The sequence below is a fragment of the Rhizobium sp. 05L429 genome (assembly GCF_056397645.1).
In genome coordinates this window covers 22,447-43,223 of the sequence record NZ_JBFTNV010000010.1, presented here as the reverse complement: position 1 = coordinate 43,223, position 20,777 = coordinate 22,447, and the positions used below count along the sequence as shown (strand labels likewise).

Annotated in this window: 18 protein-coding genes; 14 read left to right on the top strand and 4 right to left on the bottom strand. The window is 58.9% G+C overall.

The features are described 5' to 3' along the window. The 3 genes from AC1DNW_RS12675 to AC1DNW_RS12665 are packed head-to-tail and all read right to left on the bottom strand — an operon-like array spanning position 1 to position 3,340. Positions 1–960: an ABC transporter permease gene (locus tag AC1DNW_RS12675; protein WP_477852912.1), complete on the bottom strand. Its 960-nt coding sequence runs from the start codon at positions 958–960 to the stop codon at positions 1–3. A 54-nt stretch (positions 961–1,014) separates the two neighbouring features. Continuing rightward, positions 1,015–2,613, bottom strand: a complete 1,599-nt coding sequence (locus AC1DNW_RS12670) for an ABC transporter substrate-binding protein (RefSeq protein ID WP_477852910.1) — start codon at positions 2,611–2,613, stop codon at positions 1,015–1,017. Then, entirely contained in the window at positions 2,597–3,340 is a 744-nt protein-coding gene (locus AC1DNW_RS12665) for a FadR/GntR family transcriptional regulator (RefSeq protein WP_477852908.1), read from the bottom strand. Before AC1DNW_RS12665 ends, AC1DNW_RS12670 begins: the two co-directional genes overlap by 17 nt. 188 nt (positions 3,341–3,528) lie before the next feature. On the opposite strand from AC1DNW_RS12665, the gene AC1DNW_RS12660 reads away from it, so the two are divergent. The 13 genes from AC1DNW_RS12660 to AC1DNW_RS12600 all read left to right on the top strand — a co-directional run bounded on the left by AC1DNW_RS12660 (position 3,529) and on the right by AC1DNW_RS12600 (position 17,657). After that, positions 3,529–4,278 (top strand): GntR family transcriptional regulator, encoded by a 750-nt coding sequence (locus tag AC1DNW_RS12660; protein WP_113300473.1) that lies wholly within the window; start codon positions 3,529–3,531, stop codon positions 4,276–4,278. Between the two features lie 68 nt (positions 4,279–4,346). Continuing rightward, a complete protein-coding gene (locus AC1DNW_RS12655; RefSeq protein WP_477852905.1) occupies positions 4,347–5,864 on the top strand; it encodes a putative N-acetylmannosamine-6-phosphate 2-epimerase in 1,518 nt (505 codons plus the stop codon). Between the two features lie 50 nt (positions 5,865–5,914). Then, on the top strand, positions 5,915–7,246 hold the full coding sequence (locus AC1DNW_RS12650) for an extracellular solute-binding protein (protein ID WP_477852904.1): 1,332 nt from the start codon (positions 5,915–5,917) through the stop codon (positions 7,244–7,246). Positions 7,247–7,302: 56 nt separating this feature from the next. Next, entirely contained in the window at positions 7,303–8,169 is an 867-nt protein-coding gene (locus AC1DNW_RS12645; RefSeq protein WP_477852903.1) for a carbohydrate ABC transporter permease, read from the top strand. A 3-nt stretch (positions 8,170–8,172) separates the two neighbouring features. Beyond that, positions 8,173–8,994 (top strand): carbohydrate ABC transporter permease, encoded by an 822-nt coding sequence (locus AC1DNW_RS12640; RefSeq protein WP_477852902.1) that lies wholly within the window; start codon positions 8,173–8,175, stop codon positions 8,992–8,994. Positions 8,995–9,189: 195 nt separating this feature from the next. Next, positions 9,190–10,197 carry an ABC transporter substrate-binding protein gene (locus tag AC1DNW_RS12635; protein WP_477852901.1) on the top strand — a complete coding sequence of 336 codons (1,008 nt, stop codon included), beginning with the start codon at positions 9,190–9,192 and terminating at the stop codon, positions 10,195–10,197. Between the two features lie 5 nt (positions 10,198–10,202). Then, positions 10,203–10,985 carry an ABC transporter ATP-binding protein gene (locus AC1DNW_RS12630; protein ID WP_477852899.1) on the top strand — a complete coding sequence of 261 codons (783 nt, stop codon included), beginning with the start codon at positions 10,203–10,205 and terminating at the stop codon, positions 10,983–10,985. Further along, positions 10,982–11,731, top strand: a complete 750-nt coding sequence (locus AC1DNW_RS12625) for an ABC transporter permease (protein WP_477852898.1) — start codon at positions 10,982–10,984, stop codon at positions 11,729–11,731. Before AC1DNW_RS12630 ends, AC1DNW_RS12625 begins: the two co-directional genes overlap by 4 nt. Positions 11,732–11,761: 30 nt before the next feature. Further along, positions 11,762–12,592, top strand: a complete 831-nt coding sequence (locus AC1DNW_RS12620) for a nucleoside phosphorylase (protein ID WP_477852896.1) — start codon at positions 11,762–11,764, stop codon at positions 12,590–12,592. A 44-nt stretch (positions 12,593–12,636) separates the two neighbouring features. Then, the gene (locus AC1DNW_RS12615; protein ID WP_477852894.1) at positions 12,637–13,677 is read left to right on the top strand and encodes a s-methyl-5-thioribose-1-phosphate isomerase; all 1,041 of its coding nucleotides are present in this window, start codon (positions 12,637–12,639) and stop codon (positions 13,675–13,677) included. Continuing rightward, positions 13,674–15,197, top strand: a complete 1,524-nt coding sequence (locus tag AC1DNW_RS12610) for an amidohydrolase family protein (protein WP_477852892.1) — start codon at positions 13,674–13,676, stop codon at positions 15,195–15,197. The genes AC1DNW_RS12615 and AC1DNW_RS12610 overlap by 4 nt, the downstream gene beginning before the upstream one ends. Before the next feature lie 76 nt (positions 15,198–15,273). Further along, entirely contained in the window at positions 15,274–15,912 is a 639-nt protein-coding gene (locus tag AC1DNW_RS12605; RefSeq protein WP_477852890.1) for a class II aldolase/adducin family protein, read from the top strand. 44 nt (positions 15,913–15,956) lie between these two features. Continuing rightward, positions 15,957–17,657 carry an IlvD/Edd family dehydratase gene (locus tag AC1DNW_RS12600; protein WP_477853125.1) on the top strand — a complete coding sequence of 567 codons (1,701 nt, stop codon included), beginning with the start codon at positions 15,957–15,959 and terminating at the stop codon, positions 17,655–17,657. Here AC1DNW_RS12600 and AC1DNW_RS12595 read toward each other — a convergent pair. Further along, positions 17,614–19,125 (bottom strand): aminotransferase-like domain-containing protein, encoded by a 1,512-nt coding sequence (locus tag AC1DNW_RS12595; RefSeq protein ID WP_477852888.1) that lies wholly within the window; start codon positions 19,123–19,125, stop codon positions 17,614–17,616. The genes AC1DNW_RS12600 and AC1DNW_RS12595 overlap by 44 nt on opposite strands. 168 nt (positions 19,126–19,293) lie before the next feature. Between AC1DNW_RS12595 and AC1DNW_RS12590 the strand changes: the two genes are divergently transcribed. Continuing rightward, positions 19,294–20,751, top strand: a complete 1,458-nt coding sequence (locus tag AC1DNW_RS12590) for an NAD-dependent succinate-semialdehyde dehydrogenase (protein ID WP_477852886.1) — start codon at positions 19,294–19,296, stop codon at positions 20,749–20,751. The last annotated feature ends 26 nt before the right edge of the window (positions 20,752–20,777 follow it).

Genomic DNA, 20,777 nt, shown 5'->3' with positions numbered 1-20,777 from the left:
TCAGCCCACCTTGATGCGCGGATCGACGATCGCATAAGTGATGTCGGTCAGAAGATTGACGACGATGACGCAAGCGCCGATGATGAGCGTTGCCCCCATGATGACCGGATAATCGCGGGTCTGCACGGCATCGACCAGCAGAAGCCCCATGCCTGGCCAATTGAAGACACTCTCGATGAAAATGGCGCCGCCTATTGCAAGGCCGATGGTGGAACCGACCAACGTGACGATCGGAAGAAGCGCATTGCGCAAGGCATGTTTGGTCACCACCCAGAACTTGTGAACGCCCTTGGCGCGCGCCGTACGGACGTAGTCCTGATTGAGGACTTCGAGCAGCGAGGCGCGCATGTAGCGCATGATCAACGCAGCTTGCGCGACGGACAGAAGTGCGGCCGGCAGGATCAGGTGGTGAAGGAGATCGCCCACGGAGAATTCCTCGCCCGGCGTCAGCATGCCTCCTGAAGGCATCCAGTGCAGCCGCACTGAGAAAATATAAAGGCCGATCAGTGCACTGAGAAATGCAGGGCTCGATATGCCGGCGAGCGCGACCACAGACAGCGAGAGATCGGCGAAAGAATTACGGCGGACAGCGCTGATTACGCCAAAGGCGATGCCGGCGACGATAGCGAAGGCGAGTGCGGTGCCCATCAATAGCACTGTCGGACCAATCCGCGACACAACAAGACCTAGAACCGGCTGATCGAGACGCTTGATCGAATAACCGAGATTGCCCATCAACGCTTGCTGCAACCAGCCGAGATACTGAAGGGGCAAAGGCTGATCGAGCCCGAGCCTGCTACGCAGATCGGCAAGGTCTGATGGCGACATCGGTATGTTCGGATCGATATAGGCATCGATCGGATCGCCTGGCGCCAGGCGCAGCATCAGGAAGATCAGCATGCTCAAGGCGATGAGCATGCCTATTCCTATAATCAGGCGTTTGAGGCTGTATCGGAGCATCGTAAATCCGTCTGTCAGGGTGGCCGAAGCCACCCTTTAGCTTTGCGGAATCGCCTATTGGGCGATCGACCATTTCTGCGGATCGGCCTGATACGGGCCGCCACCCGGCGCGGGCGTCCAGACGAAATCMTTCACCTTGGCCGAGACGACACCGTAGCGGTTTGCCACCCAGAGCGTCGCCCAGGGAAGGTTCGTGTTCATGACCTTGCAGACGTCCTGATAGGCGGCAGCCCGCTTTGCGCTGTCCGGCTCGGCAAGTGCGGTATCGAGCGCCTTGCTGAGKTCGGGCATGCGAACCCTGGCGACGTTCGGTCCGGCCGGAGGGATCTGGCTCTCATTGAGGCCGACATTGATGCTTCCCGCATCCGGCCCGTTCTGCAGCCCGGCGTAAACCATCTGAAACTGGGCAACATCCGGCTTCGGGTTGAGTACGATGCTGTTATAGGTCGGTGTATCAACGGCGCGGGGCACGATGTTGATGCCGACCTGGGCGAGCATCGCCTGGACAGCGGCAAGCACGTTGGTTGCAAGCGGTGTGGTGTAATAGGTCAGAAGCGTGAGCGGCTTGCCGCCGTTGATCTGCTCCCAGCCCGCTTCAGTCAGAAGCTGCTTGGCCTTTTCCGGATCGTAGGCATAAGCGTCGATGCCCTGCGGGATCAACTGTTCGGCGACATAAGCGCAGTTGGCGGGCTTGGCTGCGCCGCCGTAAAGGCTCTGGATGATGGCATCGCGATTGATCGCATACATCACCGCCTTGCGGACCCGCACATCCTTCCAGATCGGAGAATCGTGGTTGAAGCCGAGATAGTTGACGACGAAAGAGTCGCCTTCGATGACGTTGAAGTCCTTGTTGTCCTTGAAGGTCGGAACGTCGTTGGAATCGACATAGGTGAACTGGATTTCGCCGGATCTCAGCGCCGCAATCGCTGCGGCCGGGTTGGCGAAATAGCGATTGATGACGCGTTCCAGTGCGGGCTTGCCACCGCGATAATCGGTATTGGCGGCAAGTTCGACATACTGATCCGAGACATATTTGGTGAACTTGAACGGGCCTGTGCCGATCGGAGTGGTGGACCACCATGTGCTTTTCGCCAGCTGGTCGGCCGGTATCGAGGAGAGCGCGTGCTCCGGCAGCATCATCACCTTGGTCATCGTATCGAGCAGACTGCCGCTCGGTGCGCTGAGCTTGATGACGACAGTGTGGTCATCCGGCGCTTCGACGGACGATACGGCCTTCAGCCGCGCAGCGAGAACCGAGCCGGTTTTCGCATCCATCGCAAGGCCCATCGTGAATTTCGCGTCCTTGGCGGTGAAGGGCTTGCCGTCATGCCATTTGGCATCTGCCAGCTTGAACGTATAGGTCATCTGATCCGGGCTGACCTCGTAGGAGCTTGCCAGCGCACCGACGACCTTTTGCAGCTTCTGGTCATAGGTGACCAGCGGCTCATAGTAGACGCTGAGCCAGGTGAAGCCGGAGGTCGCGGCAAGCGGATTGAAGTTGCCCTGGAAGCCGCCGGGACCGACATCGAAGCCGCCGGACAGAGTGGCGGCCTCGGCCCGGGTTACGACACCCGAAACGACTAGAGCCGGCACGGCAACCGTCGACAGCATGGCGCCAAGCGCGATAATGGATAATCTAGACAGTCTTTTCATGTGTTCCTCCCACGTTTGAACTTGTCTTGTTGTTGGCAATCACCCGGGCAATCCCCTCGTAGTGACGATCCAGACGCCTGCGCGCCTCCTCCAGATCCTTTGCCTCGATCGCATCGACGATCGCGGCATGATCACGCCAGGTCGCCATTGGATCGGCATTGTCGAGGTTGACGAAATCCGACGCCTTGTAGAAGGCGAGCCAGAAGACATCGATCAGCCGCACAAGGGTTTCATTGTCCTGGCAGCGAAACAGCAGCCGGTGGAACAGCTGATCGTCCTCGGCGAAAGTTTCGCCGCGCTCGGCATGCGTGCGCATACGATTGACGGCCGCACGCAACTCGGCGATGTCTTCCTCGCCGATCCTCTCGATCGTCTTGCCGATCAAGCCCACCTCAAGTGTGCGGCGGATTTCGATCACTTCCTCGATCTGTCGCAATGCCCCGCCAAGGCCGTAGGCGAGGTTGTCCAGAAGCGGCTCGAAGGAGAAGGCCTTCACGAAGATGCCAACACCGCGCCGCGTCTCCAGCACACCGAGCGATTCCAGCGCTTTGATGCCTTCGCGCAGCGAATTGCGGCTCACGCCGAGCTGGGTGGCAAGTTCTCCCTCGGCCGGCAGCAGCGTCCCTGGTGCCAGGCCGTTGTCATGGATGTAAGCGCGTAGGCTTTCCTGCACGGATACATGCAGCAGCGGTGMGCGTGTCAGCGGCTTCATCGATTTCAACGCCATGCCTGATCTTCTCTTCGCTTCGCCGATAAGATGAAATCCACATATCCACTTGTAGGATATCTGTCAAATGGGCAAGTTCGAATTTCCGGCTTGAATCCGATCGGCAGCCAGGGAATTGCCCTCGCACTTTAATACCAGTATAGATCCAGACGGCTTCCGCAGAAAAATTTGAGGGCACCGGAAAAGTCATGGCTACGGATGAACTTATCGACGTGATCGGCAGGGAATTACAGGCATCGGCATCCGATCTGCCGCTCTACAAGCGGCTGAAATTGGCTATGGAAACTGCGATCCTCTCAAATACGCTCAAGGCCGGTGCCGTTTTGCCGGGAGAGCGCGTGCTTGCGGAGACGCTGTCGCTCTCGCGCGTCACGATACGCAAGGCATTGGCGCTGCTTGAGGAAGAGGGCTTCCTCAATCGCCGCCACGGCTTCAAGACCGAGGTCGGATCGCGTGTCGAAAAGTCTCTTTCCACGCTTACCAGCTTCTCGGAAGACATAATTGCACGTGGGCTCACTCCCGGATGTATTTGGCTTTCCAAGCAGATAAGCCGGCCTTCTCCCACGGAAATGATGGCACTCGGGGTTGCTGGAAACAGCAACATCCTACGCATGAAGCGCATTCGCACGGCCGATGGCGTGCCTATAGCGGTCGAGATATCGACTGTCCCGGTCCGCTTTATCCCTTCGGCGAATCTGGTCGGCGACTCCCTCTACCAAGCGCTGGAGGCGCGCGGTTTTCTTCCCCAGCGCGCCGTTCAGCGCATGCGCTCGCGGGCGGCCTCGGCGGAGGATGCGCAATATCTCGATTGCGATGCCGGGGCACCTCTGCTGATGACGGAGCGCCGCTGCTTCCTTGGCGACGGTCAGATCGTCGAATATTGCGAGAGCCGCTACAAGGGCGACGTTTACGACTTCGTGTTCGAGCTGACGCGATGATACCAGTTATAAACTGGTTGTAATCTGGTACTTTCCAATTATCGTGATGCTGAAAGGGAGTGTCACGATTGCAGCGCGACGACATCAAGAAAAGCCTTATCGTTTCCTGCCAGCCGGTTCCCGGCGGGCCGACGGACACCGCTGACTTCGTCATCGGATTTGCGAGAGCCGCCGTCGATGCCGGTGCAAAGGCATTGCGGATCGAATCTGTCGGCTATGTAAAAGCTGTACGTCCCGCCGTGAACGTGCCGATCATCGGTATCGTCAAGCGCGATCTCGATGACAGTCCCGTGCGGATCACGCCCTTCGTTGCCGATGCCGAAGCGCTGGTCGATGCCGGCGCCGACATCGTCGCCTTCGACGCCACGGATCGTGTGCGGCCGGCGTCCATCGAGGCTCTGGTGAAGGCGGTCAGAGCACGCGGCAAGCTGACAATGGCCGACTGCTCGAGCCTTGAAGATGCGCGGAACGCCTTGGCGGCCGGGGTCGACTTCGTCGGCACGACGCTTTCCGGCTATGTCGGTGGGCCTGAACCGATCGATCCGGATATCGACCTGATCACCGCGATGCGCACGCTCACGCCCTATGTCATTGCCGAGGGCCGCATCCGCACGCCTGAGCAGGCAGCAAGCGCAGCCGAGGCGGGGGCTTTCGCCGTGGTCGTGGGCTCGGCGATCACGCGCACCGAGCACGTCACGTCGTGGTTCCGCGATGCCGTTGCTACGGCCTATGATGCCGACGGTACGCAAACGACCCTTGCCATCGATATCGGCGGCACGAAGACGATGGCAGCGCTGGTCAGAGGCAGCGAAGTGCTGGATGAAATGACGGTGCCGACAGCACGGGAGGCTGGTCCCGATACATGGCTTGCCGCGATCGCCAGCTCTGCTCGATCATGGGCCGATCGCTATTCCCGCGTCGGCATTGCGGTTACCGGCTTCATCCAAGACGGTTGCTGGTCTGCGCTCAATCCGGCAACGCTCGGGATTCCCGACCGATACCCACTGGTTGACAAGGCAAGGATTGCTTTCGGCAAACCGGCTTTTGCGATCAACGACGCACAGGCGGCGGCTTGGGGAGAGTACCGGTTCGGTGCCGGCGAGGGTGGGGATCTGGTATTCCTCACCATCTCGACCGGCATCGGCGGCGGCATTATCATCAATGGTCGCCCATTGACTGGGCTCGCCGGCCATTTCGGGCTGATCCGCGGTCCGTCCGCGGGGCAATCGCCACTTGAAGATCAGACGTCCGGCCGGTGGATGGCAGTCGAGGCCTCAAAAGCAGGGCATCCGGGAACTGCCGCCGAGGTTTTCGAACATGCCAACAAAGGCGAGGCTTGGGCTGCCACGATCGTCTCGCAATCGGCATTTCGTGCGGCTACGCTCTGCCGTGACATCCAGATGATGCTCGATCCGAAACGTATCGTCATCGGCGGCGGTATCGGCCTTGCAGTGGGTTATCTCGATCGCATGCGTGATTGCTTCGTGGGTGTCGATATCAGGCTGACGCCTTCTCTCGTGCCCGCCAAGCTCGGTAACCGTGCAGGCATCATTGGCGTGGCGAGCCTTGCAGTGCTGGGTAACTGATGAATTCCGGAAGACATCGATCCTAACCTAACAAAAAAGAGGGAACTACGATGACATTGAAAAGAAAGACCTTATCCGCGCTTGCCCTGCTTCTGGCAAGCGTTGCTCTACCAGGAACCTCGAATGCGACTGTGACCGTTCTCGGCTGGCCCGGCGGCTCGGAAGAAACGGCGCTCCGCGCAACCGTCGAAGCCTACAATAAAACAGCCGGCATCAGCGACGCCGACAAGGTCGAGCTCCTGTTCTTCAATCGAGAAGGTTTCTTCGACAAGTTGCAGGCCGACATGGCAGCGGGATCGACCGCGTTTGACATCAACCTCGTTGCCACCTACTCGATCGGCCGCTACGCGCCCTACATGGAGCCTGTCGATCTCGGCGATGGCGCTGCGAAGACGTTCGGCGATTCCGTTCTGAAGACGATGCAGTTCGACGGTAAGCAGTACGGCGTGCCGACGGACCTGTCGCTGCACTTCATGTATTATCGCAAAGATCTGATCAACGCGCTGATGAAGGACGATGCGGCCAAGAAGAAGTATGCAGAAATCGCCAAGCAGTATCTCGGCAAGGAATTGCAGCCGAAGGATCCAGACAGCTGGACGTKGGACGACTGGGCGGCGACGGCTCTCTATTTCTCCAAGCAGGTGAATTCCGAAAGCCCCGTCCGTTACGGCACCGTCTTGCAGATGAAGAACCTGCTTTTCAACATGATGGTGTTTCAGTCCGTGCCACGCTCCTACGGTGGAAACTGGACCGATGAGGAGGGCAATGTCACTGTCGATTCCAACGCTTACAAGACCGGTCTCGAACTCTACAAGAAGCTTTACGACGCTGGCGCTTCGCCTAAGGATTCGTTGAGTTACGAATATGCCGAGACAAATGCGGCCTTCGGTTCCGGGCAGGCCGCAACAGCACTTCAGTGGAACGCTGCTGCCGCAGATCTCACCAGTGCGGAGAAAAACCCTGCCGTTGCTGAAGTCACCGGCATCGTAGCACCGCCGTCCGGGCCGGATGGTCGCGCCGATCATATTCACGGCCTCGGCCTCGGCCTGAACAAGAACGCAAAGAACAAGGACGGCGCAGTCAAATTCCTGAAATGGCTGGCGACCGAGGATGCGGCCTTGCTCTATGCCCGACAGGGCGGTTCTCCAGCCCTTGCGCCTGACGTGGTGGCGAAAGTGGCCAAGGAACGACCGGATCTCGTCAAGCTCGGCGAGTTCGCCAGCAAATACGGCTACGTGATGAACGGTGCGACGTCGGCCAACGCACTCTCCGTCTATGAACTGCAGGCGAAGGAGTTCACCGGCTATTGGTCAGGTCAGCAGAACCTCGACGATGCGCTGGCTCACACCAAGGCCGGAATGCAGGACCTCCTGAAGAAGTGATACCCGCCGGACGCCTTGCCGCATTGCAAGGCGTCCGGCCCATCCGGCGGATCGAAATGGCTATCATAAAACGTGCCGAGGCAAGGGCCTATCTCACGCCGCTCGTGGGGTTCCTGTTGCTGTTTCTCGGCTTTCCTGCAGTCATCAATCTCATCTATTCGGTCTCGACCGTCGACTTCCAGACCCTGCGAAGTCCGACGCTGAGCGGCTTCGGCAATTACCTTGCCGTGCTTTCCGACCGAGATTTCTGGCGCGCCACGTCCTTTTCCCTGCGCTTCGGCATTCTCACGGCGCTTATCGAATGCCTGCTCGGGCTGTTTCTAGCGATCTTCCTGGCGCCTCTTCTTTCCAAGCGATCTGTATTGATGGCGCCACTTATGCTGCCGCTGATGGTAGCGCCTGCCATGATCGGCCTAATGTACCGGCTCGTTCTGCACGAATTTGCCGGGCCGGTGCCCTATTATCTCTTCGCGTGGTTCGGCGACAGTCCGGCTTTCCTCGATGTCGCTMATGCGTTCTGGACGCTGATCGTGGTCGAAACACTGCAATGGACACCATTCGCCTTTCTGCTCTTTTACATGGCCTATGTCGCAGTGCCGATCGACGTGCGGGAAGCCGCCGCGCTCGACGGTGCCTCGGCCATCAAGGTTCTCTGGTTCGTCGAATTGCCGCTGATGCTGCCGACGCTGGTGATCGCCTTCTTCATCCGTTTCATCGACGGCTTTCGCGTCTTCGACAACGTATATGCGCTGACCGGCAGCGGTGCAGGCGGCTCGACGACATCATTGTCGATCTACATCTATCAGGCGTTCTTCAAGGAGGGCGCGATCGGCAAGGCGGTTGCGGCTTCCGTTGTCCTCTTCCTGACGTCGCTGGCCGTACTMTATGGCCTCAACTGGCTTGCCCGCCGCAGGGGGAAATAAGCCATGATGAACGCGCTCCGCTGGATCGTCTTTGCTGTCGCCGCTCTCGCAATGAATTTTCCCGTCATCGTCACGCTCGTCACGTCGTTCAAAAGCGCGCGCGAACTTTCAATCAATCCCGGTTTATGGGTCAACCAGCCGACCTTTGAAAATTACCTGCGGGTTTTGACACAGACCGATCGTTTCAACATCTATTCCTACCTCTGGAACAGTACCGTCGCTTCCCTGATCGGCACCGGACTTGCGATCCTGCTCGCCTTTCCGGCGGCCTATGCGATTGCAAGGAGCGAGGTGGGCAAACACACGCTGCTGCCGATCGTCATTAATCTGCGCGCCGTACCGCTCATCATTTTCGCAATCCCGCTTTATATGATGTACCAGTTTCTGGGCCTGCTCGACACTCAGCTTGGTCTCGGCCTGATCCTGACCATCGTCAACACGCCGCTGGCGCTCGTCATCCTCGTCAATGCGATTTCCGACGTTCCGCTCGAACTGGACGAGGCGGCGAGGGTAGACGGGGCGAGTTCGTGGCAGATCATGCTCAGCATCATCCGGCCGGTTGTGCGGCCTGCACTGGTGACGACTTTCATCTTCGGCTTCATCACCGCCTGGAACGAGTTCCTCTTCGGTTTGATGCTGACGACGAACAAGGCTGTTCCGATGACGGTCGGTGCATCGTTCTTCTTTGCGGCAAGCGGCGGCGGCGTCCAGTGGGGCACAGCGTCTGCGGTCATGGTCCTCGGCGCCTTGCCTCCAGTCTTCCTTGGCCTGCTGATGTATCGACAGATTTCGGGTTCGATGACGGCGGGGGCTATCAAAGGCTAGGCTTGCTCAAAGACGTCGCAAAGCAGGCGCAACAGATTTGGAGACGCCAAACCACCGAGCCATTCGCTGTAAACTGGTTCTGAAATTTGAACAGACTGGTTCTATGCCAGCCGAGAAATGAACATTACAACGATCGCGTCAGCCAACAAGGGGATCGAAAAGTCCGGCTGTCACACCAACTGGGAGATCGTTGTCATGAACAGAAGAAGCTTTMTGAAAACTGCCGCGGCAACTACCATCGGCGGGACATTCGTTTCATTTGGAAACGCGCAGGCATCGGACGTTGGTGTCCGCATCCAGTATGACTGGCTGATCGGAAACGGCCAGCTCGGGGATATCGTCGCCCAGAAGAAGGGCTTCTTTAAGGACGAGGGGCTCGATGTGACCTTCGGTCCTGGCGGGCCGAATGCCCAGACAGTACCTCCTGTCCTGGCTGGCCAGGCTCAGATGGGCGAGCTTTCGTCGACGGCGCAGTTTTTTACGGCATTCGAGGCCGGACGTCCGTTGATGCTGTTTGCGAGCGGTTTCCGGTATTCGCCATACGCCTATGTTTCGCTTCCGAAGTCTCCGATCCGCACGGCAAAAGATCTGGTGGGCAAGACAGTCGCGATCAATCCTAACGGTCGCTATCTGCTCGATCTGATCATGGCCCAGAACAAATTGGACCGGAACAGCGTCAAAGTAGTGACTATGGGCGCTGATATGACGCCCCTCCTGGCGGGACAAGTCGATGCCGTCACAGGTTTCCTCACGAACACAAAGGCATTGTCTGTTCTGGGTCCGGACATCATCACCTTGATCCCCGCCAAAATCGGCGCGCCGAATTATGCCAACTCCTATTTCACGTCGGCGGAGGCTTATCCTGCGCAGAAAGAAAACCTGGTGAAGTTCGTTCGCGCCCTCTCAAAGGGCTGGGCCTGGGCCTACGAGAACCGCCGCGCTGCAGTGGATATCATGTGCGACGCATACCCGGCACTCGATCGACAGGTCGAGTATCAGACCGTCGACCTCATCGCCTCGCTGTCGTTCGATGAGACCACCAGGGAACATGGCTGGGGCTGGCACTCTCGCGAACAATTGCAAAAGCAGGTGGATCTCTTCCGTGAGATCGGAAAATTCCCGGGCAAGGTCCCCGTTCTTGATGAATGCGTGACCTGGGAGATCCTCGAGCGCACCGCAGACACGCGGGCGAAACTAGGCTGAAAAACATGACAACCAAGCAAGCGATAGACATCGCAGACCTCTCGATGTCTTTTGGACAGGTCTGCGCTTTCCAAGACGTCACCTTGAACGCTGACGCAGGTCGGTTCATCGTGCTGATCGGGCCGTCAGGCTGTGGAAAATCCACCCTGTTGCGCAACATCGCAGACCTCCTCGATAGCACGAACGGCAAAATCGAGGTGTTCGGCGCAAGTCCGAAAGAGGCCCGCCAGAAGCGGCGGTTCTCATTCGTATTCCAGGAGTCAACTCTTCTTCCCTGGCGTACGGCTCTTGAAAACGTGTCATTGCCGCTTCAGGTCGGCGGCTGGTCGCGCTTGAAGAGGCCCTCCCGCGATCCGCGCGAGCTCCTCGCCATGGTCGGCCTGAAAGGCCGTGAAAATGCATACCCTTGGCAACTTTCGGGGGGACAGCGCCAGCGTGTGGCAATCGCGCGGGCATTGGTAACGCAGCCCGAAATTCTTTTGATGGACGAACCGTTCGGGGCATTGGACGAGATCACCCGCGATGGCTTGAACGATGAGCTTCTCAAGATCTGGCGGGAAACCGGCACAACGGTTGTTTTCGTCACACATAGCCTGACGGAGGCCGCACTGCTCGGCGAAACCGTGGTGGTCATGGGTGCTCATCCGGGCAGAATCGTCGAAGAAATCGATCTTGACGATTGCAAGCCGAACAACACCATTGATCGCACTTCAACTGAATTTTTCCAGATTACCTCGCGCCTCCGCACCGTCCTGGAAAAGGCACATGGCTCAGGAGATCATCATTGAAGAACTCATTGACATGGGCATGGCCGCTGATCGGCCTGATTTCCCTCATCGCCCTTTGGCAGGCAATCATCACCGGCTTCGAGGTAAAGCCGTTTATTGCTCCCGATCCCTTAACCGTGGCTCACGCTCTTTGGGATCAAAAGGCCCTGCTTTGGGACAACATTCGTCCAACTGCTGCTGAGGCATTGGCGGGTTTCGCGGTCGGTAACACCATCGGCTTTCTCCTCGCAACCATGTTCGTGCACAGTCGCTTGATCCGCAGCATCTATTTCCCTGTGGTCGTTCTGTTCAACACGATTCCGATCATCGCGCTGTCTCCCGTGCTGATCCTTGTCTTCGGCTTGACCATGACATCAAAGGTCGCGATCGCTGCCATCATCTGCATGTTTCCGACGCTAGTGAATACTCTGCGCGGCCTGGAATCGGTCTCTCACTCTGAGATGGAATTGATGAAGATCTTGTCTGCAAGCCGAACCGAAATCTTCTTCCGCCTCCGTCTGCCCCGCTCTCTGCCATTCGTGTTCACCGCCCTTAAGATTGCAGCAACCAGCTGCGTGATCGGCGCAATTGTCAGCGAATGGGTCGGTGCCGAGAGGGGCATCGGTATGCTGATCATCCAGTCCACCTTCGATTACCGCACCGAGATCCTCTACGCATCAATCGCAGTGTCGTCGGCATTGGCGCTATCTCTCTTCGGAGCGGTCACGCTGCTTGAAAAGTATGTCGTCAAGTGGCGCGCGACCTGAGGCCTGGCCACTCAATCAATGGACAAGACCATGAACAAACCGAATCCTGAAATTGCTACCGCAAACTCTGGCGATCGCCGCCGAATTACCGCTCTCAAGACTTTGGATCTTCCGCGTTATGTGCTGCTTCCAGGCGACCCCGACCGTGTCGACCTCATGGCAAGCCAGTGGGACGAAGCCAAAGTTATCAGCCTTCCAAGAGGATACCGCGCAGCGTCAGGTGTCTATAAGGGCGCGCGCATCGGTGCGGTATCGACGATGATGGGCGCTCCGTCGCTGGACATCATTCTTGGCGATCTCTTTCTTCTTGGTATCGACACCTTCATTCGCGTTGGGACCTGTGGCACGCTTCGCGAAGACATTGCACCCRGTTCGCTGATCATCAACGATGCGTCGGTGCGGTTAGACGGAACAACGCACTTTTACGTGCGCAATGAATATCCCGCGGCCGCTTCGCATGAAGTCACCTTCTCGCTTGTTGATGCAGCCGTGGATAAAGGATTTTCCTACCGGGTTGGGACGGGTGCAACAAGCGGATCCTTCTTTGCAGGCCAAGGCAGGCCCGCGTATAACGACTTTATGTCGCTTGAGGGCGAAAGGATCCTGGAAGAGATGAAGCGCGCAGGCGTGCTGAACTTCGAGATGGAGACAGCTGCATTGCTGACCCTTTCGAGGCTGCATGGCTTCCGCGCCGGGTCGATTTGTTCCGTCATTGCCAACCGCATCACCGGTGTGTGGGGTGAGAATGGCGGCGTTGCAAGAGCGTGCGAAACTGCGGCGGAAGCTATCCTGCGCCTGACAAACTGGGACAAGAAGGCCAAAGCCTCCGAACGCCGAAATATCATCAGCAGCGATTTGTAATCGCGCGAAGTACTTAACGAACATTACTGGATAGGGAGATGGTGATGGTCATGCCGATCACTATGCCGACGCTTATAACCAAAAGCGTGTTGCTTGAAGACGAATTCGTAAGGATCCTCGACCGTCGCGTGTTTCCTTTGAAGACCGAGTATGTCGACTGCCGGACTTACGAAGATGTTGCCGTGGCCATCGAACAGATGGTGACGCAAAGCAGCGGCCCATTCTTCGCAGCGAGTGCGGGATTCGTGCTGGCGGCGCGCGAGGCAGCGAAGCTCGCCAACGTGGAGGACCGAAAAAGCTTATTGTCGCATGCGGCCGCCCGACTTCTCAAGACGCGGCCCACCAACAATAACATCCGCGATGTGATCGGTCTTCTTCTGAGGGAAGCCGAGGCGGTCGTTGGGCAGCCCGATCTCGGACAAACGATGGAGGAAATGGCTCGCCAGGCCTGGGCCCGCCAGCACCAATATAGCCGTGATCTCGGCGAGAATGCCGCGAAGATGATCGACGACGGCGATTCGATCCTCACGCATTGCTGGGGAGAATCCGGGATCGTCGATGCGCTGGCATCAGCGTTGCAAGCGGGGAAGAAGATCAAAGTTTATTGCACGGAGACACGCCCCTATCTGCAGGGCTCTCGGCTGACGGCCCATAGCGTGGCCGAAATGGGGATCGAGGCTACGGTCATCACCGACAACATGGCCGCCCATGCGATGGATCAGGGCCTCGTCAACAAGCTGATGACGGCGGCAGATCGCGTTACGCTCTCTGGTCACGTGATCAACAAGGTCGGGACCCTGCAGCTGGCGATTGCCGCAAACAATTTCAGCCTTCCCTTTGTGGCAATGGTGCGCTTCCCCGATGCGAAAGCGTCAACGCCCTCGGATGTGCGGATGGAAGAACGCGATGGCAACGAAACGTTGCATTGCTTGGGAATGCGCACCGCGACCCCGCTTGCAAGGGGCTGGTATCCCGCTTTCGACGTCACCCCGCCCAGACTCGTTTCGGCCATTGCCACGGCCGTCGGCGTTTATGCTCCGGCGATGATCMGCGATCGTTTCGCCGAGCCGGCGGTTCCCCGATGATACGGCAAAAGCGCCTTTGCCTAAAGGGCGGCACCGTGTGGAGCGGGCCAGGCGCAAAGATCCAAGAAGGCGGTCTCCTGATCAAGGGAGTTGAGATCGAGGCCGTCTTCACGCCAACAGACGCGGAGGCTGCGGCTCAAAGTTCCGATGAAGTGGTCGATGTTGGCGGCAAGCTTCTCCTKCCGCCACTGGTGGACTGCCATGTCCACTCAAACTCGACCTTGTTGAGAGGCACCGAGAATTCGCTTCCCCTGGAGCTCTGGTCCTATTACGCGATCAATTACGGCCGCGGCTCGACGCAGGAGGCGGTCCATTACGCGGCGCTCCTGACCGATATAGAGATGATCCGCAACGGCATCGGGGGGTTCATTGACCATTTTCCGCAAACCCACCGGGCAGCTTCAGCGATCGATGCCCATGTCCAGTCGGGGCTGCGGGTCGCCTTTGCCCCGTTCTTCGTGGATCTTTGGGACGAGGACATCCTCGATATCCCCCTCGACAGGGACGTCGTGCAAAAGATCGCACCGCTCGCGCCGAAGCGGCCGCAGGAGATCCGTGCAGCCTATGAACGGATCGCCGACCTGATCGGCTCCGATGGCGATGGACGTATCTCCCTTCTTGCGGGTCCGAACGCACCCCAACGGTGCTCGCAGGAGCTATGGGATCTCTGGAAAGATCTACAGGACGATCTCGATATCGGCAGTCACACACATTTTCTGGAAACGCTGCCGCAAGCCAAAGCTGCGTCTGAGCTCTGGCCGCAGGGATTGACCAAGGCTCTCGCGGATGCAGGGCTGCTGCACGAACGCCTCTCGTTGGCCCACGGAATCTGGATCGATGACCGTGACCGAGAGCGCATCGCGGCGGCAGGTTCCACGGTGTCTTTCAACCCGCTCAGCAACGCGATGCTTGGTTCCGGTCGCAAGCGGGTCAGAGATGACCTCAAGGCGGGCGTGAAGATCGCATTGGGAACGGACTGCTCGAATACCGGAGGTCGGCATGATCTCTTTGAGATCATGCGCCACATGCTCGTATCGGGTCGCGATCCCGGATCCGACTACGAAACATGGATCAGGCCCGAGGACGTACTTGCATCGGCAACGACCGTTGGTGCCGGTGCCCTTGGGAGCAAACGGGCGCTTGGGGCGCTAGAGCCTGGCCGTGCCGCCGACGTGCTTGTCCTGGATTTCGAGAGCTACGGATTGGCGACGGCGCCTCTGACGATCAACGCTCTGGTCTCGCACGCCGACCCGCGCAACGTCAATTCGCTCATGGTCGACGGCCGCTGGCTGCTACGCAACGGCGTGATTACCGCGTTCGATGAGAGGGCGGTCACGACCGCGGCGCGCACCTATGCCGAGGAATTGCGGCAGGCCGCGCTCGTGCGGCTTGGCGACGTCGAAAGCCTGCACCCCGCTTATGCAGCGTGGCAGGCTGGTATTTTCTCTGCCCATCGCTGCCCGGCTTGCGGCCAGACGGCCGGGCCAAATCCCCACACGTTCGGCTGCGCTCCAGCCTGACGACACGTCAAAACCGTTTTTCGAGCGACGCCACCGGCGATCGTTTCGTCGCGTCTTATTTCAAGGAGGAACTCAGATGGCATCCGAGCAGGAGAAACGACAAGAACTTACCGAAGTCTACAAGGAACTGGACCGATCAGGCCTGATCTTCCTGGCGTCGGGCAATATCAGCGTGCGTCATGGCGATGGCATGTTGATTTCGCCGACCGGTGCGTCGGCAGACAAGATCGCGCCCGAACACTTCATCTTCTGCAATTTTGATGGAACCTGCCCTGAGGGCGGCAAACCATCGAGCGAGTGGTCGATGCATGCGGCGATCTATGCCTCAGCACCCGCTACGCAAGCGGTCGTTCACACCCATTCCGACAATTGCGTCGCGGTCTCATGCACGAACAAGCCGCTTCCGCCGTTCCACTACATGATAGCGGCTTTCGGTGGCAGCAACGTGAAATGCACCCCTTACGTCACTTATGGTTCACCCGAGCTCGGTCTGGCTGCGGTCGAAGCACTTCAGGGCAGAAACTCCTGCCTGCTCGGTAACCACGGCATGATCAGCCACGGCTCGTCACTCCGCAAGACATTCAATCTGGCGCTTCGACTGGAGATCTTGTGCCGGCAGTACATCCAGGCAAGGCAAGCCGGCGAGGTGGTGATGATGCAGCCGCACGAGATCGACATCGCAATCGACCGGTACAAGACATACCAGATAGCCTGACGCAGGCGGGTAAGGAGCTTAAAGTGTCCGACGAACCGAAGGGAATGAAACGCGGTCTTGCGAACTATGGCGATGCGGGTTTTTCGCTCTTCCTGCGCAAGGCCTTCATCAAGGCGATGGGTTATACAGACAGCGCCCTGCAGCGGCCGATCATCGGCATCACCAATACGTTTTCCGGATATAACGCCTGCCATCGATCCGTGCCGGACATCATCGAGGCGATCAAACGCGGGGTAATGCTCGCCGGCGGCCTGCCGGTAGAGTTCCCGGTCGTCTCCATTCATGAGGCCTTCTCGAACCCGACCAGCATGTTCTTGCGCAACCTCATGGCGATGGACGTGGAGGAAATGGTGCGCGCCCAGCCGATGGACGCCGTCGTCCTGATCGGCGGATGCGACAAGACTGTCCCAGCGCTGCTCATGGGCGCAGCCAGCGTCGACCTGCCGGCTATCCTCACCGTGACCGGTCCGATGATAACCGGCAGCCACAAGGGCGAGCGCCTCGGCGCTTGCACCGACTGCCGGCGCCTGTGGGGCCAACACCGCGCCGGGACGATCGACGAAGCCGAGATCGAGGATATCAGCAACAAGCTCGCGCCTGGTCCTGGGACCTGCATGGTGATGGGAACGGCAAGCACCATGGCGCTTGTCAGCGAAGCGATGGGCATGATGCTGCCTGGGGGGGCGGCGATCCCGGCCGTCCACGCCGATCGGCTGCGCCATGCCGAAGCAACCGGGGAGCGTGCTGTCGCGCTTGCCGCGGAAGAACTGCGCCCATCGCAGGTAATGACGAAACGATCGATGACCAACGCGTTACGCGTCCTGCAGGCGGTTGGCGGGTCCACGAATGGGGTCGTCCATCTTGCAGCAATTGCCGGCCGGCTTGGCTTCGATCTTGATCTTCGCGAATTGGACCGGCTTGGAACGGAAACGCCGGTGCTTGTCGACCTCAAGCCATCGGGCCAGCACTACATGGAGGATCTGTTCAAAGCGGGCGGCCTGACCGCCATCCTGCGCGAGATCGATCACCTCATCGACAAGGAGTGCCTGACCATCAGCGGCAAAACACTTGGAGACAACCTCAAGGACCAGCCGGCGCCCTTTCCCAACGACGTCGTCCGCCCCGTGGACAATCCGATCCATTCTGGCGGCGGCATCCGGCTGCTACGCGGCAACCTTGCCCCAAATGGCGCAGTCATCAAACAGGCGGCGGCCAGCCCTGGTCTCTTGAAACATACTGGACGCGCGGTCGTCTTCACGTCACTGGCGGATATGGCTGACCGGATCGATGCGCCTGACCTCGATGTCAATGCCGATGATGTCCTTGTATTGCAGAACGCAGGCCCGAAGGGCGCGCCGGGCATGCCGGAGGCGGGTTATATCCCGATCCCTCGCAAGCTGGCCGCAGCCGGCGTCAAGGACATGGTCAGAATTTCCGACGCCCGCATGAGCGGGACGGCATTTGGCGCGATCGTCCTGCACATTTCCCCTGAAGCCGCCGTCGGAGGGCCACTTGGGCTGGTACGAGACGGTGACCTCATCCATCTTGACGTGGAGAAGGGGAGCATTGAGCTTCTGGTTAACGGCGCCGAACTCGACGATCGTCGTTCAAGTTGGTCGGCTCCCTCCCATGTCCATGTCGAGCGCGGCTATGCCAAGCTTTACTTCGATGAAGTGCTGCAGGCCGAAGACGGCTGCGACTTCAACTTCCTGCGCGCCAGGCCACGCCGTAGGCGCGGCGAATAGACCGGGCGACCTTTTCAATTCCCGGATCTATCTTCTCCGTCGGTATCTGTGACACGGCCATCCGCAGGTAGTTCCGCCGGCTCTGGTCGAAGAAAAACCGCTCGCCGGATTCGATCAACACGCTCTGCATCGCCATGTCTGCGCATAGCGCCGTGGCGTCGATCTCGCTCGGCAGTTCGATCCAGAACGACGCCGCCCCTTGGCAATGGCTTACCTTTGCATCCGGCAGCCAGCGGGCGACGGAACGCGCAAAGATGCTGGCGCGGTCAGCGCTCGTTTTGGAGATCTGGCGAATATAGGAGTGGTAATAGCCGCGATCGATGAACATCGCCACCGCACGCTGGATGTTGCCAGGCGGGTGGCGATGCACGAGCCGTCGGATCGAACGGAGTTCTCGGATGACGAGCGGCGAGGCAACAACGAAGCCGACGCGAAGTCCAGGCGCCACTGATTTCGAGAGGCTGCCGATGTGAATGACGCGGCCTTCGGTGTCGATGCTCTTCACGGAAGGCGCGGTTTTCCCGTAGCTGAGCAGCTCCGTTTCATAGGTATCTTCGACCAGGACCATGTCCCTGCGCTTTGCAAGCTCAAGGAGAGCTTTGCGACGTTCAGTCGACATGACAGCCGTTGTCGGGCAGTGGTGTCCAGGCATGACGAAGGCGACATCACATTGTTTGAGTTCCGCTGAAAGACAGACCCCATCCTCGTCGACGGGCAGGGGGACCTGCCGTGCGGATGTCGTCGCGAGGATCGCCTTGATGTCGGGCAGCCCCGGATTTTCATAGCCCACGGTCACGCCGTTCTTGCTGAGAAGCTGGGCCACGAGATAGCGGCCCTCCTGTCCGCCGAGGGTCACCAGGATCTCGTCAAGTTCTGCCCAAATCCCGTGATTGGGCAGCACATGCCGGCGCAAGCTCTCGACAAGACTGAAATCGTCTCTGTCGAAGGCATCACGGCCCCATTCGGCGATCTCGGTGACGCCGGATGCACTGCGCTCGCACTGCCGCCAGTGGTTGGTCGGGAATGTGCTCAGATCAAACTGGCCATATTTGAAATTATAGGCCATCGCCGCGGGTTCGGCACTACTTGCTGAGCTGTTTGCAGTCTCCGTCAGACCAAGCCGTGCACTCCAATCGAACGCTTCGATAGGCTCGTCGCCGGCGGGAGTCCTTGGTGCCGCGCCGCTGCTTGCCACGAAAATTCCGGAACGATCCCTGGTTACCAGGTACCCCTGTTCAACGAGGGCATTGATGGCGGCAATCGCCGTGTTGCGGCCGATGTTCAGTAAGTCGGCGATGGCACGACTGGAGGGCAAGCGCACGCCCTCCGGTATCTGCTTGGTGTCAATGGCATCGATCATGGAGGCGACCAACTGCATCGTGAGCGAGCCGCGGCTCTTGACGGGCTTGGCAAGCAGATGCTCCCAAACCAGCAGTGGGTCGGCAGCGCGTGGCGCGGTGTTGGTCACGATGAACACTCCCCCGGACTGGTTCCTATTTCATTAGGAACTGGATCTTTCAAACTTGGCAAGCGGAATATTTGATGCTGCCAGTGATGGCGAGCGAACCGCATAAAAAATGCGATCCATCCTGAGTTTGCCGCCGGACGAGCATTATCGAAGCCGACAGGAAGAGCGATGCAAAGAGATATCAGCACGTTTAAACGCGAAGCCAATTTCATCGGGGGCGAATGGATCGGCTCCGACTCTGGCGCAGTTTTCGAAGTGACTAACCCGGCTACCGGCAAGGCGATCGGCCACGTGCCCGACGCCGGTGCGACAGAAACTAAGCGCGCAATCGAAGCAGCTCACACGGCGTTTGGGACCTTCAGGGAGACGACGGCGCTTGAGCGCGCCACCATGCTGAACAAGCTCCATGATGCCCTGATGGACAACCGGGATGTGCTCGCGCAAATCCTGACGGCAGAGCAAGGCAAGCCACTTGCCGAAGCGTTGACCGAGGTCGCGCAGTCGGCAGCTTATGTGAAATGGTATGCCGAAGAGGCGCGTCGAGCTTACGGCGAAGTTGTTCCAAGCCCGTGGAGGCGCCGACGGATCACAGTGACCTTGCAGCCGGTGGGCGTTGTCGCGGCGATCACACCGTGGAATTTTCCGTCGTCGATGCTTGCAAGAAAGGTCGCGCCGGCAATCGCCGCCGGATGCACAACCGTTGTGAAGCCAGCGTCGCAGACACCATACTCAGCGCTCGCCTGGGGCGTCTTGGCCGAGCTAGTTGGCATTCCGGCAGGTGTCGTAAACATCGTCACTGGAGCACCGGGTCCGATCGGCGATGAACTGTGCAGCCATCCGTTGGTGAAGAAGATCACTTTCACGGGTTCAACAGCCGTTGGAAAGATCCTGCTGGAGAAGGCAGCTTCGACTGTCAAGAAAGTGTCGATGGAGCTCGGCGGGAATGCCCCTTTCATCGTGTTCGATGACGCCGATCTCGACCGCGCCGTCGAAGGGGCCCTTTTTTCCAAGTTCCGCAATGCGGGTCAAACCTGCGTTTGCACGAACCGCATTATCGTTCAGTCGGGCATCTACGATGCGTTCATCGACCGTTTTGCCTCAAAGGTCTCACGTCTTCGGGTTGGATCGGGGACGGAGCCTGGAGTGGAACAGGGACCGCTGATCGATGAACACGCCGTGCGCAAAGTCGAGGAATTGCTGCAGGACGCCACGACAAAGGGCGCAACGGTTGCGACAGGCGGTCACCGCCATTCGATGGGCGGCCTGTTCTTCGAACCCACAGTCGTTCGAGACGCTCGCGTCGATATGCGCGTCATGAAGGAGGAGATTTTTGGCCCTGTTGCGCCGGTCTTCCGCTTCACGGAAGAAGAAGAAGCAATCGCGCTTGCCAATGATACGGAATTTGGGCTGGCAGGATATTTCTACACTCAAAACTTGGCCAGGGCCTATCGTGTCGCCGAACGTTTGGAATACGGCATGGTGGGGATCAATGAGAGCCTGATAACCACGGTGKAAGCACCCTTTGGCGGAATGAAGGAATCGGGTCTCGGCCGCGAAGGCGGCTGGCAGGGCCTCAGTGACTATTTTGATGTCAAGTACACCTGCATCGGCGGTTTGGAACCCTAGGATGCGCCAGGGATCTTCACTGACGG